Annotated in this window: 10 protein-coding genes; 7 read left to right on the top strand and 3 right to left on the bottom strand. The window is 66.6% G+C overall.

The annotated features are described in order from the left end of the window. Position 1 precedes the first annotated feature (1 nt). Together bioF and bioB are read right to left on the bottom strand one after the other, a co-directional pair. On the bottom strand, positions 2 to 1153 hold the full coding sequence (bioF, locus tag G7Z99_RS06815; RefSeq protein ID WP_181092804.1) for an 8-amino-7-oxononanoate synthase: 1152 nt from the start codon (positions 1151 to 1153) through the stop codon (positions 2 to 4). 2 nt (positions 1154 to 1155) lie between these two features. Then, complete coding sequence (gene bioB / locus G7Z99_RS06810) at positions 1156 to 2214, bottom strand: biotin synthase BioB (protein WP_181092803.1); 1059 nt, start codon at positions 2212 to 2214, stop codon at positions 1156 to 1158. Positions 2215 to 2293: 79 nt separating this feature from the next. Here bioB and G7Z99_RS06805 point away from each other — a divergent pair, with 79 nt between their 5' ends. The 5 genes from G7Z99_RS06805 to G7Z99_RS06785 all read left to right on the top strand — a co-directional run bounded on the left by G7Z99_RS06805 (position 2294) and on the right by G7Z99_RS06785 (position 8843). Then, positions 2294 to 3031, top strand: coding sequence for a ComF family protein (locus tag G7Z99_RS06805; RefSeq protein WP_181092802.1), 738 nt, complete (start codon positions 2294 to 2296; stop codon positions 3029 to 3031). Between the two features lie 429 nt (positions 3032 to 3460). After that, the gene (locus G7Z99_RS06800) at positions 3461 to 4225 is read left to right on the top strand and encodes a TOBE domain-containing protein (protein ID WP_181092801.1); all 765 of its coding nucleotides are present in this window, start codon (positions 3461 to 3463) and stop codon (positions 4223 to 4225) included. A gap of 94 nt (positions 4226 to 4319) precedes the next feature. Beyond that, complete coding sequence (locus G7Z99_RS06795; protein WP_181092800.1) at positions 4320 to 5294, top strand: serine/threonine protein kinase; 975 nt, start codon at positions 4320 to 4322, stop codon at positions 5292 to 5294. 61 nt (positions 5295 to 5355) lie between these two features. Beyond that, positions 5356 to 6243, top strand: coding sequence for an EamA family transporter RarD (gene rarD / locus G7Z99_RS06790; protein ID WP_181092799.1), 888 nt, complete (start codon positions 5356 to 5358; stop codon positions 6241 to 6243). Between the two features lie 416 nt (positions 6244 to 6659). Beyond that, positions 6660 to 8843, top strand: a complete 2184-nt coding sequence (locus tag G7Z99_RS06785) for a malate synthase G (RefSeq protein WP_181092798.1) — start codon at positions 6660 to 6662, stop codon at positions 8841 to 8843. Between the two features lie 184 nt (positions 8844 to 9027). Here G7Z99_RS06785 and G7Z99_RS06780 read toward each other — a convergent pair whose 3' ends face one another. Continuing rightward, positions 9028 to 9501: a response regulator gene (locus tag G7Z99_RS06780; protein ID WP_181092797.1), complete on the bottom strand. Its 474-nt coding sequence runs from the start codon at positions 9499 to 9501 to the stop codon at positions 9028 to 9030. Between the two features lie 217 nt (positions 9502 to 9718). Between G7Z99_RS06780 and G7Z99_RS06775 the strand changes: the two genes are divergently transcribed. Both G7Z99_RS06775 and G7Z99_RS06770 read left to right on the top strand, forming a co-directional pair. Further along, entirely contained in the window at positions 9719 to 11656 is a 1938-nt protein-coding gene (locus tag G7Z99_RS06775) for a putative nucleotidyltransferase substrate binding domain-containing protein (protein ID WP_181092796.1), read from the top strand. Continuing rightward, positions 11653 to 12369: a 3'-5' exonuclease gene (locus G7Z99_RS06770; protein WP_375139137.1), complete on the top strand. Its 717-nt coding sequence runs from the start codon at positions 11653 to 11655 to the stop codon at positions 12367 to 12369. Before G7Z99_RS06775 ends, G7Z99_RS06770 begins: the two co-directional genes overlap by 4 nt. Positions 12370 to 12382: the final 13 nt, after the last annotated feature.

Raw genomic sequence — 12382 nt, 5'->3', positions numbered from 1 at the left:
GTCAGGCATGACATTCATCCAATGCATTCAACAATAGCTGGACCTGCGCCGCGCTGTGGGCCGCGCTCAAGGTCACGCGCAACCGTGCGCTGCCTGCCGCCACCGTGGGTGGGCGGATGGCCGTCACCAGCAGGCCGCGCTCGCGCAGGCGTTGCGACAGCTGCAAGGCCTGCGCGCTGTCGCCCACCAGGATCGGCTGGATTGCCGTCGGGCTGTCCATTAGGCGCAGGCCGATGCGCGTGGCACCTTCGCGAAACTGCGCGATCAGCCCCTTGAGGTGCTCGCGCCGCCAGCGCTCGCGGCGCAGCAGTTCCAGGCTCTTGAGCGTCGCGCAGGCCAGGCCGGGCGGCTGGCTGGTGGTGTAGATGTAGGGCCGGGCGAACTGGATCAGCGTTTCGATCAAGGCCTCGCTGCCGGCCACGAACGCCCCGGCCGTGCCGCACGCCTTGCCGAGGGTGCCGACCAGCACGGGCACCTCGTCGACGCCCAGGCCAAAGTGTTCGACGATGCCGCCCCCCTGCTCACCGAGCGTACCCAGCCCATGGGCGTCGTCGACCATCAGCCAGGCATCGTGTGCGCGTGCCGCCTTGGCCAGGGCCGGCAGGTCGGCCAGGTCGCCGTCCATGCTGAATACCCCGTCGGTGACCACCAGGGTATTGCCGGTGGCGCGGGCCAGGCGCTGGGTCAGGCTGGCGGCGTCGTTGTGCAGGTAGCGGTTGAAGCGGGCCTTGCTGAGCAGCCCGCCGTCGAGCAGCGAGGCATGGTTGAGGCGATCCTGCAGCACCGTGTCGCCCTGCCCGACCAGCGCCGTGATCGCCCCCATGTTGGCCATGTAGCCGGTGGAGAACAACAGCGCGCGGGGCCGGCCGGTCAGCTCGGCCAAGGCCTCCTCGACCGCATGGTGAGGCGTCGAGTGGCCGACCACCAGGTGCGAAGCGCCCCCGCCTACGCCCCAGTCGCGAGCACCGGCGCACCAGGCCTCGATGACCTCGGGGTGGTTGGCCAGGCCCAGGTAGTCGTTGCTGCAGAACGCCGTCAACCGCTGGCCGTCGACGACGACCTCGGGGCCTTGCGGGCTTTGCAGCAGCGGGCGCTGACGATACAGGTCCTCGGCGCGGCGCCGGGCCAGGCGCGCTTGCAGGTCGAACGCCATGCTCACGCCGAGACGGCGTCGTAGAACAGCTCACCGTTGCGCTGTTCGATCACGGCCTGCTCGATCGCCGCCTGGTGAACCTCGTCGGCATGCCCTTCGCCCGCCTCGGGCTGGATGCCCAGGCGCGCGAACAGTTGCATGTCTCGGTCGGCCTGCGGGTTGCCGGTGGTGAGCAGCTTCTCGCCGTAGAAGATCGAGTTGGCGCCGGCCAGGAAGGCCAGGGCCTGCATCTGCTCGTTCATCTGTTCGCGCCCGGCCGACAGCCGGACATGGGACTGCGGCATGAGGATCCGCGCCACGGCCAGCATGCGAATGAAGTCGAACGGGTCGACGTCCGCCTCGTCGGCCAGTGGCGTGCCGGCCACCTTGACCAGCATGTTGATCGGCACCGACTCAGGGTGCTCGGGCAGGTTGGCCAACTGGATCAGCAGGTTGGCCCGGTCGTCGAGCGACTCGCCCATGCCGAGGATACCGCCGGAGCAGATCTTCATCCCCGCATCGCGCACATAGGCCAGGGTCTGCAGACGTTCGGCGTAGGTGCGGGTGGTGATGATGCTGCCGTAGAACTCCGGCGAGGTGTCGAGGTTGTGGTTGTAGTAGTCCAGGCCCGCTTCGGCCAGGGCAGCGGTCTGCTCGCGGTCGAGCCGGCCCAGGGTCATGCAGGTTTCCAGGCCCATGGCCTTGACCCCCTGGACCATCTGCAGGACATAGGGCATGTCCTTGGCCGAAGGGTGTTTCCAGGCAGCGCCCATGCAGAAACGGGTCGAGCCGATGGCCTTGGCGCGGGCGGCCTCTTCCAGCACCTTCTGCACCTCCATCAGCTTCTGCTTTTCCAGCCCGGTGTTGTAATGACCGGACTGCGGGCAGTACTTGCAGTCCTCGGGACAGGCGCCGGTCTTGATCGACAACAGGGTCGAGACCTGCACCCGATTGGCGTCGAAATGCGCGCGATGCACGCTCTGCGCCTGGAACAGCAAATCGTTGAACGGCTGCTGGAACAGCGCGCGGACCTCGGCCAAGGTCCAGTCGTGACGGGTGGTTGCAATTGTGCTGGCGCTCATCGGCGTTTCCCTGTGTAGGCTCTGACGCGCGCCGGAACCCCAGCGCATCACGGATGAGGCGAATAGTCGGGGAAGCTCTGTGGACTGTCAACCCAGATACATCAGCATGGTTTACAAGTGGTTAAATAATGAACATAACTGCGTGCTCTGCGATTTGCCTGCACGGCAGCCCTACCCGCTGTGTGCCGAATGCGAGGTCGAACTGCCCTGGCTGGTCCATGGCTGCCGTGTGTGCGCCCTGCCCTTGCCCCTCGACGGCCTGACCTGCGGCGCCTGTCATCGACGGCGCCCTGCGTTCCAACGGGTCGAGGCGCTCTGGTACTACGGCTTCCCCATCGACAGCCTGATCACGCGGTTCAAGCACCAGGCCCGATGGCCACTGGGGCGCGTGATGGCAGACGTGCTGGGCATGGCGCTGCAGCATCGTTTCGCCGAGGGGTTGTCGCGACCGGACCGGCTGATCCCGGTGCCGCTGGCACGACGACGCTTGCGTCAACGCGGGTTCAACCAGGCGGCGATGCTGGCGCAGTGGTTGTCGAAGACCTTGAGCATCGACTGCGACCTGGACCGTGTCGCGCGCACGCGCGATACCCCGGCCCAGCAGCAGCTCCAGGCGGCGGCGCGCCGGCGCAACCTGCGCCAGGCCTTTCAGGTGCTCGAGCCTGAAACGGTGGAAGGCCTGCACCTGGCCATCGTCGACGACGTCCTCACCACCGGCGCCACGGCCCAGGCCCTGGCCAGCCTGCTGCGGCAGGCCGGGGCACGCCGGGTGGACGTGTACTGCCTGGCCCGCACGGCCAAGCCGGGGCATGTGTGAGCGCCGGGGCTGCGCAGGTAGCGGCGCCGCCTGCATCGCGGGCAAGCCCTATAGATGGGCCTCAGCGCTGATTTGCCAGGACGCCGCCGTTCTCGCGTAGGAGCGGCCCTGTGCCGCGATCGGGCCCGCAGGGGCCGTAAAGTCAGCGATCTGATTGCGGCAGTTGACCCGAGCAGGTTCAGTGACACGACGCCGCCCGTAAGATAGTTGCTCCCACAAAGGGTGTGCAGCCTGTCTTTTTTGACAGGCTTTACCGGCCGGTTTGGCTTGCCAGCGATGAGGCCGCTGCCGCTTGCGCGGTGAAAGACCAAAGCCCCCACCGAAGCGGTCTCGACCGCTGAAAGCGCCGTGGCCTCGATCCAGGTGGATTGACTTACCCCCCGGCCCACGGCACCGTCCGTACTCCACTCAACGCCGCCGACGATCGTCATGTCCTTGCCCGCCCTGCTGACCCAGCACATCGCTCGCCGCCCTCATCGGGTCGCACTGCTGCAACACATCGCCGAGCAAGGCTCGATCACGCGTGCAGCCAAGGCGGCGGGCATGAGCTACAAGGCTGCCTGGGATGCCATCGACGAGCTCAACAACCTGGCCACGCACCCGTTGGTCGAGCGCAGCACAGGGGGGCGCGGGGGTGGGGGCGCGCGGCTGTCCGGCGAGGGCGAACGCGTCCTGCGCCTGTACCTGCGCCTGCAGGCTTTGCAAGCGCAGGTGCTGGAAGCCGCCGAGCACGTGGACGACCTGGACCTGCTGGGGCGGCTGACGCTGCACACCAGCGCGCGCAACCAATGGCACGGTCAGGTCGGCACCATCACGCCTGCCGGGCGGCACGACCTGCTCAGCTTGACCCTGGCCGGTGGGCTGGTGATCGTCGCGTCGATCACCCGAGGCAGCACCCAGCGGCTGGCCCTGGAAACAGGCGCCACGGTCATCGCGCTGCTCAAGGCCGGCGCGGTCACCTTGAGTCGCGAACCCGGTGAGGTCGACGCCGCCTGCAACCGCCTGCGCGCCCGCGTCGACGACCTGGTACCCGACCCGGACGGTCCCAGCGAACTGAGTCTGCACCTGGACAACGGCCAGACCCTGTGTGCCTTCGCCGAGGCCGCCTGGATCGAAGCTCACGCGGTACGCCTCGGCGATGTGCTCTGGGCCCGCTTCGAGGCCTCGCAGGTGCTGCTTGGCGTGCCAGCCTGAAGCGGCAGCACCCACGACGAACGATCTCATACCCGCGTCGGTCGATGGCCTCCAATGCGCTACCATGGCCTTACGTAGCCCCTTCGGAGTCCGCATGTCCCATCCTTTCGATACCCTCACCCCCGATCTCGTCCTGGACGCGGTGGAGAGCGTGGGCTTTCTCAGCGACGCCCGCGTGCTGGCGTTGAACAGTTACGAGAACCGCGTCTACCAGGTCGGGCTGGAGGACAGCACGCCGATCATCGCCAAGTTCTACCGGCCTGGTCGCTGGAGCGATGCGGCCATTCTGGAAGAGCATGCCTTCAGCGCCGAGCTGGCCGCCTGCGAAGTGCCGCTGGTCGCGCCGCTCGAGCAGGACGGCAAGACCCTGTTCGAACACCGCGACTTTCGTTTCGCCCTGTTCCCGCGCCGGGGCGGCCATGCGCCAGAACCCGGCAACCTGGACCAGCTCTACCGGCTGGGCCAACTGCTGGGGCGGCTCCATGGCGTAGGGGCGACGCGCCCGTTCGAACACCGTGAAGCCTTGACCGTCGCCAGCTTCGGTCATGCCTCGCTGGATACCCTGCTGCGCAACGATGTAGTGCCCAAGGAGCTGCTGCCCGCCTTCGAGTCAGTGGCCCGTGACCTGCTCAAGCAGGTCGAAGCCCTTTACGCTGCCACACCGCACCAGGTGATCCGCCTGCACGGCGACTGCCACCCAGGCAACCTGATGTACCGTGACGAACGCTTCAACGTCGTCGACCTCGATGACTGCCGCACCGGGCCTGCGGTCCAGGACCTGTGGATGATGCTCGCAGGCAGCCGTGAGGAACGTCTCGGGCAGTTGGCCGAGCTGATCGATGGGTATAACGAATTCCACGATTTCGACCCGCGCGAGCTGGCGTTGATCGAACCGCTGCGAGCCCTGCGCCAGCTGCACTACAGCGCCTGGCTGGCACGCCGCTGGGACGATCCAGCCTTCCCGCGCAGTTTCCCGTGGTTCGGCCAGCCGCGCTATTGGGGCGATCAGATCCTGGCCCTGCGCGAGCAGCGTGCAGCCCTGGACGAGGCACCCTTGAAGCTGTTCTGAGCCGTCTGTCGTCATCTGCGTCGGGGCGCCCCGGCCCCGTCCTCCACGCAAGGAATCTGCAATGCACGCTGCAAACCCGCGCCGCGGGTATTTTCTGGGCCTTACGGCCTACATCATCTGGGGATTGTTCCCGCTTTACTTCAAGGCCATCCAGAGCGTCCCCGCTGCCGAGATCATCGTTCACCGAGTGCTCTGGTCAGCCTTGATCGGCGCCCTGCTGCTGATGGTCTGGAAACATCCCGGCTGGTGGCAGGCCTTGCGCGACCACCCGGGTCGTCTGGCGATCCTGGCCCTGAGCGGCACGCTGATCGCCGGCAACTGGCTGACCTACGTATGGGCAGTGAACAACGGGCGCATGCTCGAGGCCAGCCTGGGCTACTACATCAACCCGCTGGTGAACGTGCTGCTGGGCATGCTGCTGCTCGGCGAACGGCTGCGACGCCTGCAGTGGGTCGCCGTGCTGCTGGCCACGCTCGGGGTGGCCCAGCAAGTGTGGCAGGTCGGCAGCCTGCCCTGGGTCTCGCTGGCCTTGGCACTGAGCTTCGGGTTCTATGGGCTGATTCGCAAGAAGGCCCCGGTGGCCGCACTGCCAGGCCTGGTGGTGGAGACCTGGATGCTGGTGCCGTTGGCCCTTGGCTGGCTGCTGCTGAATCCCGCCGCCAGCACGGCGCAACCGGCGCTCTATACCAGCAGCGAAGCGCTCTGGTTGATTGCCGCAGGCCCGGTCACCCTGGTGCCGCTGGTATGTTTCAACGCAGCGGCCAGGCACCTGCCCTACACCACATTGGGCTTTCTCCAGTACCTGGCCCCCACGCTGGTGTTGCTGCAAGCCGTGCTGCTGTTCGACGAACACCTGTCCTCATCCACCTTGCTGGCGTTCATGTTCATCTGGGCCGGCCTGGCCGTTTACACGGTGGATATCATCGCCCACTTGCGTACACGCAGCTGATCATTAAATGATCAACTCGCTGCAGCGCCCGGCTGGCGTGGCCTGCAGCGTTTCTCCCAGAGGTTATCCACACCCTCATCCCCGCACCGTGTGCACAAGCGACATGCTTTCGTACATTTTTTGTACAAATGTCTGCAGCCTTTGCCCTGCCTGCCCTGTAGACGGACGCCCCCAGGTTATCCACAGGCAGGCGCATGAAAAGCTTGGATAACCCAAACCGTCTCCAGGGCCCTCCACACGCCGTCATTGCGCCAGGCTTGCGCACTATTCGCGCCCCATGTTCACGTTTGTCCCGCTTCATGTAGTATCCGCCTGGACGGACTACAAGATTGCACGACGCACCCTGCACGAGCGGTCTGACCGACACGACGCTTCAATCCCTACGAACAAGACAGCTGAGCAGAGTGAGGCACACCATGACTGAACGGATCCACGTCGGCGGCCTTCAGGTCGCCAAGGTCCTGCACGATTTCATCGTTGACGAAGCCCTGCCAGGCACGGGTCTGGAGGCCGACCGGTTCTGGTCGGACGCCGCAGCCCTCATCGAGGCGCTGGCACCGCGCAACCGGGTCCTGCTCGAGCGACGCGACGCGCTGCAGGCGCAGATCGACGCCTGGCACCAGCAACGGCAGGGCACGCCGCACGATGCCGCCGCCTACAAGGCGTTCCTCCAGGCGATCGGCTACCTGCTGCCTCCTGTGGACGAGTTCCAGGTCACCACCGAGAACGTCGACGAGGAAATCGCCCGGCAGGCCGGTCCGCAACTGGTCGTGCCCGTGACCAACGCGCGCTTCGCCCTCAATGCCGCCAACGCACGCTGGGGTTCGCTGTACGATGCGCTGTACGGAACCGACGCCATTCCCGAGGACGGCGGGGCACAGCGGGGCGCAGGCTACAACCCGGTACGGGGTGCGCGGGTCATCGCCTTCGCCCGCGCCTTCCTCGACCAGGCCATGCCCCTGGCCGACGGCTCCCACGTGGGCACGACGCGCTACCAGGTCGAGCACGGCGCCCTGCGAGTCACCCTGGCCGATGGACGGACGAGCGGCCTGCGCGATCCGTCCCAGCTGGCCGGCTACCGAGGCCAGCCCGAGGCGCCGACCGCTGTCCTGCTGCGCCACCATGGCCTGCACGTCGAACTTCAGATCGACGCCGAGACGCCCATCGGGCGCACGGACAGCGCGGGCATCAAGGACCTGCTCATGGAAGCGGCCTTGACCACCATCATGGACTGTGAAGATTCCGTCGCCGCCGTGGATGCCGAGGACAAGACGCTCGTCTACCGCAACTGGCTGGGGTTGATGAAAGGCGACCTCAGCGAACGCGTCACCAAGGCCGGGACGACCTTCACCCGCACGCTCGAGCCCGACCGTGAGTACACCAGCGCCGCGGGTGGGCAACTGATCCTGCCAGGCCGCTCGCTGCTGTTCGTGCGCAACGTCGGCCACCTGATGACCACCCCTGCCGTGCTCGACGGCCACGGCAACGAAGTGCCGGAAGGCATGCTCGACGCCTTGGTCACTGGCCTGGCCGCGCTGCATGACCTCAATGGTGCAGGACGCTGGCGCAACAGCCGCAGCGGTAGCATGTACATCGTCAAGCCGAAGATGCATGGCCCCGAGGAGGTCGCCTTCGCCGTCGACCTGTTCGGCCGCGTGGAAACGTCGCTGGGGCTGGCACGCCACACGCTGAAGATCGGCATCATGGACGAGGAGCGGCGTACCACGATCAACCTCAAGGCCTGCATCCAGGCGGCGGCCGAGCGCGTGGTGTTCATCAACACCGGGTTCCTCGACCGCACTGGCGACGAAATCCATACGTCCATGGAAGCCGGTGTCATGGTGCGCAAGGGCGCCATGAAGCAGCAGGCGTGGATCGATGCCTACGAGAACAACAACGTCGACGTGGGCCTCGCGGTCGGCCTGCCGGGCCGCGGCCAGATCGGCAAAGGCATGTGGGCCATGCCTGACCTGATGGCAGCGATGCTCGAACAGAAGGTCGCACATCCGCAGGCCGGTGCCAGTACGGCCTGGGTACCGTCGCCGACGGCGGCCGTGCTGCACGCCCTGCACTACCACAGGGTCGATGTGCGCGCCCGCCAGGCCGAGCTGGCCACGCGTGCACCCGCAGCGGTGGACGCTCTTCTCACGCTTCCCCTGGCCGATGGCGCACCCGGGTCGGACGAGGAGATCCGTACCGAAGTGGACAACAACGCCCAGAGCATCCTGGGCTATGTGGTGCGCTGGATCGACCAGGGCATCGGTTGCTCCAAGGTGCCGGACATCCATGACGTCGGCTTGATGGAAGACCGCGCCACCCTGCGTATTTCCAGTCAGCTGCTGGCCAATTGGCTGCGCCACGGAGTGATCGATGAAGCGCAGGTGATGGAAAGCCTGACCCGCATGGCGGCCGTGGTGGACCGACAGAATGCCGATGACCCCCGCTACCGCCCGATGACGCCGCACACCGCCGACAGCATCGCCTTCCAGGCGGCGCGCGAGTTGATCGTCGAAGGTGCCCGGCAGCCCAACGGCTACACCGAGCCGGTGCTGCACCGGCAACGGCGGGCGTTCAAGGCGCAGGTGTGTCGGGACGTGTGAGGTGTAAAAAGGCCAGCGTGTCGGTGATGCGGTGCAAGGACCACCGCTGTCGCGGGCAAGCCCACTCCCACCCGTAGCGCCCTCCCGGCGTTACGGGCAAACGCAGCGCTCTTGTGGAAGCTGGCTTGTCAGCGACAGAACGGTGCACTCGCTCGACAGGCCAGGCACCGCCTGTCGGCTCTGGTCAGGCCATGCCCTGTCGCACCCCCAGCTCCTGCCTGACCAGACACAGCAGTTTGTCGAGATCCACCGGCTTGAGCAAAAAGTCCACGACGCCCAGGTGCATGACGTCCACCGCCTCGGCCACGTCGGTGTCACCTGACACCACGATGATCGACAGCGCCGCCCACTTCGACTGGCGAATCAGCCGAATCAGCTCGAGGCCATCCTGCGGTTCCTTGGCATTGGCCGTGGCCATGCGCAGGTCAGTGATCATCACGCCGACTTCCGGCTCGCGCGCCAGCATCATCAACGCCTGGGCAGCACTGGCTGCGCCCAGGCAATCGATGCCTTTGGTGCCCAGGTAGATGCACAGCGCCTGGCGGTTCACCTCGTTGTCATCCACCACCAGCACGCGCTGCGGCGCAACGGACGGCGAGCTCAGGTGCGCCAGCAGCTCACGCTCGGCGTCGCTCAAGATGTCATCATGCTCGCCCATGGTTCACTCGTCGAAAGTCCCGTTCATCCAGTTCAGACCGCAAACCTGTGGCGCGCAAGCTGCCTTTCGTCGGCGGCTTCGCCACGGGCCGCCCCTGCCGCCTGGCGGCCAGCCCTAGACTTACGTCCAATGGGCAGGCCGCTGCCTTCGTTCGACCATGCCATCACAACAACCAGACCGTGCGCATTTGGCGCCGGCACGACGATGCGGTAGTTCGATGAGCAGACAGGACGCCTTCGACAAGGCTGGCAAGACCGCCGTGTTGCAGAACATTCAAGGCACCATGCAGTTCCTCCAGCGCTTTCCGCCCTTCAACCAGATGGAGCAGGCGCACCTGGCGTACCTGGTCGAACAGTGTCAGTTGCGGTTTTATGCCGCCGGTGAAAGCATCCTCAAGCCCAGCGACGGCCCCGTGGAGCACTTTCACATCGTCAAGCAGGGACGCGTGATCGGCGAGCGACAACAAGCGACCCGCCCAGGCACGGAGACCACGTTCGAGATCACCACTGGCGAGTGCTTCCCACTGGCCGCCCTGCTGGGCGAGCGAGCGACGCGCACCGAGCACCTCGCCGGCGAGGACACGTTCTGCCTCCAGTTGAACAAGACCGCGTTCATCCGTGTGTTCTCCCTCTCCGAACCCTTCCGCGACTTCGCCCTGCGCGGGGTGAGCAGCCTGCTGGACCAGGTCAACCAGCAGGTGCGGCGCCAGGCCGTGGAAACGCTGGGCACGCAATATTCCTTGAACACCCCGCTGGCAGAGCTGGCCATGCGTCATCCGGTGAGTTGCGCTCCGGACACGCCAATGCGCGAGGCCGTCAGGATGATGCACGAGCAGCAAGTCGGCAGCATCGTGATCGTCGACCCGCAGCGGTTTCCGATCGGCATCTTCACCTTGCGCGACCTGCGCCAGGCCGTCGCCCACGCCAGCGCCGAGCTGGAGGCGCCGATCCACCAGCACATGACGGCCGCGCCGTTCTTTCTCGACCCCAGGGCCAGTGCCTTCGACGCCGCCATGGCGATGACCGAGCGCCATATCGCCCATGTCTGCCTGGTCGACGAGGGGCGCCTGTGCGGCGTGGTGTCGGAGCGCGACCTGTTCTCCTTGCAACGCGTGGACCTGGTCCACCTGGCCAGGACCATTCGTCATGCCGCGCGGCTCGAGCACCTGGTGGCGCTGCGCAAGGAGATCGGCGTGCTGGTCGAGCGCATGCTGGCCCATGGGGCCTCCTCGACCCAGATCACCCAGATCATCACCCTGCTCAACGACCACACCGTCTGCCGAGTCATCGAACTGGCCATCGCCGAACGCGGCGACCCTGGCGTCGCCTTCAGTTGGCTGTGCTTCGGCAGCGAAGGTCGACGCGAGCAGACACTGCACACCGACCAGGACAACGGCATTCTCTTCGAGGCACGCGATACCACCGAAGCCGATGCTATCCGTGAACGGCTGCTGCCGCTGGCGCAACACATCAATCACTGCCTGGCCCAATGCGGGTTCAGCCTGTGCACCGGCAACGTCATGGCAGGCAACCCGGCGCTGTGCCTGTCGCGTACCGAGTGGGCGCGGCGCTTCGCCGGCTTCGTCCGTGAGGCCAGCCCTGAAAACCTGTTGGGCTCGAGCATCTATTTCGACCTGCGGGTGGTCTGGGGCGAGGCAACGGCCTGCGCGGCGCTGCGCCAGGGCATCCTCGAGCAAGTGGCCGACAACCGTCTGTTCCAACGCCTGCTGGCCGAGAACGCCTTGCGCCAGCGGCCGCCGGTCGGCCGTTTCCGGGATTTCGTGCTGACCCGCCAGGAAGGCGAACGGACGGCCACGCTCGACCTCAAGGTCCAAGGCCTGACGCCGTTCGTGGACGGTGCCCGCCTGCTGGCGCTGGCCCACGGCATTGCGGCCAGCAACACCCTGGAGCGTCTGCGTCAGCTGGTCGCCAAGGGCGTGATCGAGCCGCTCGATGGCGCGGCGTTCGAAGAGGCGTATCATTTCATCCAGCAGACGCGCATGCAGCAGCACCAACGGCAGAGCCGCGAGCATCGACCGTATTCCAATCGCCTCGACCCGGACAGCCTGAACCACCTCGATCGGCGCATCCTGCGCGAATCGTTGCGCCAGGCCCAACGCCTCCAGGCCAGCCTGGCCTTGCGGTATCAACTGTGAGCTTCGACCTGCTGGGCTGGCTGCGCCCTCGTCCATTGGCCCTGGCAGAACCCGTGCAGCGACGGCTGGCCACCTTGCCGAGCGCCCGACCACTGGGCACGCACAGCCTGCGCGAGCAGCGCTGGGTGGTGCTCGACCTGGAAACCAGCGGCCTGAACACGCAGCGCGATCAGGTGCTGTCCATCGGTGCGGTGGTCATCGAGGACGGTGCCATCGACCTGGGTCAGCAGTTCGAGCGCACCTTGTGCCGGCCAGGCCAGAAGACCACCTCCAGCGTGCTCCTCCATGGGCTGGGCCCCACCGCCCTGGCCGCAGGCAGCGAGCCCTGCGAGGCGCTGCTCGACCTGCTCGCGTTCATCGGCGACAGCCCCGTGCTGGCCTTCCACGCACCGTTCGACCAGCGCATGCTGGCGCGCGCCTTGAAAGACGCCTTGGGCTACCGCCTCGCCCACCCGTTCCTGGACGTGGCCGAACTGGCGCCCATGCTCAACCCCGACACGGTCCTGCGCGAAGCCGGCCTGGACGACTGGGTCGCACGGTTCGGCCTGCAGGTCCAGGAACGGCACCAGGCCAGCGCCGACGCACAGGTGACCGCCGAACTGGCGCTGATCCTGTTCAGCCAGGCGCGCCGACAACAGCTCGACAGTCCTGCACAGCTCCAACAGCGCCTGTCGCGCTGGCGTCATCGCCAGGCCACCCGCCGCTCGTTGTAGCTGCCGTGCAGCG

Source organism: Pseudomonas entomophila (assembly GCF_013523165.1).
Taxonomy (GTDB): domain Bacteria; phylum Pseudomonadota; class Gammaproteobacteria; order Pseudomonadales; family Pseudomonadaceae; genus Aquipseudomonas; species Aquipseudomonas entomophila_A.
This window is presented reverse-complemented; position numbering and strand designations above follow the sequence as displayed.

Excerpts from the sequence above, each read along its gene's own strand:
- G7Z99_RS06780 (WP_181092797.1), bottom strand. The coding sequence starts at position 9,501 with ATGGGCGAGCATGATGACATCTTGAGCGACGCCGAGCGTGAGCTGCTG.
- G7Z99_RS06775 (WP_181092796.1), top strand. The coding sequence starts at position 9,719 with ATGAGCAGACAGGACGCCTTCGACAAGGCTGGCAAGACCGCCGTGTTG.
- G7Z99_RS06795 (WP_181092800.1), top strand. The coding sequence starts at position 4,320 with ATGTCCCATCCTTTCGATACCCTCACCCCCGATCTCGTCCTGGACGCG.
- G7Z99_RS06800 (WP_181092801.1), top strand. The coding sequence starts at position 3,461 with ATGTCCTTGCCCGCCCTGCTGACCCAGCACATCGCTCGCCGCCCTCAT.
- bioF (WP_181092804.1), bottom strand. The coding sequence starts at position 1,153 with ATGGCGTTCGACCTGCAAGCGCGCCTGGCCCGGCGCCGCGCCGAGGAC.
- G7Z99_RS06785 (WP_181092798.1), top strand. The coding sequence starts at position 6,660 with ATGACTGAACGGATCCACGTCGGCGGCCTTCAGGTCGCCAAGGTCCTG.
- bioB (WP_181092803.1), bottom strand. The coding sequence starts at position 2,214 with ATGAGCGCCAGCACAATTGCAACCACCCGTCACGACTGGACCTTGGCC.
- rarD (WP_181092799.1), top strand. The coding sequence starts at position 5,356 with ATGCACGCTGCAAACCCGCGCCGCGGGTATTTTCTGGGCCTTACGGCC.